Annotated in this window: 1 protein-coding gene; it reads right to left on the minus strand. The window is 66.1% G+C overall.

From position 1 onward, the window contains the following. Positions 1-22: 22 nt before the first annotated feature. A partial coding sequence (locus ACNPM4_RS06220) for an FAD-dependent oxidoreductase (protein WP_448985089.1) occupies positions 23-567 on the minus strand: 545 nt, incomplete at its 5' end.

Here is a 567-nt window from a genome sequence, read left to right on the forward strand (position 1 = left end):
CCCCCCTTTCTCGTCCTGCGTCTCAGGAGATGTTCACGAGGTGCATCGCCCGGCTGGCGTCGGTGATGCTGCTCGAGAGCGACGGGTATGCCGCGAACACCCGCGAGACCTGGTCGACCGTGAGGCGACGCTCGACCGCCACAGCGATCGGATAGATCAGCTCGGAGGCCTTCGGTGCCACGATCACGCCGCCGATGACGGTGCCGGATCCCTTGCGGGCGATGAGCTTGACGAAGCCGTCCTTGATGCCCATCATCTTGGCGCGGGGGTTGGCCGCGAGCGGGAGCTTGTAGACCATGCCGTCCGCGACGCCGTCCTCGACGTCCTTCACCCCGTATCCGACCGTCGCGATCTCCGGAGCGGTGAAGATGTTCGAGGTGATCTTGATGAGTTCCAGCGGGATCACGATGTCACCGAGCGCGTGGAAGACGGCCGTGCGCCCCTGCATGGATGCGACCGAGGCGAGCGGGAAGAAGTTCGTGCAGTCCCCGACCGCGTAGACGTTGGGCACCGAGGTGCGCGCGACCCTGTTCACCCGCACGTGACCCGAGTCGTCGAGCTCGACGC

The sequence above is a fragment of the Microbacterium umsixpiens genome (genome assembly GCF_053543675.1).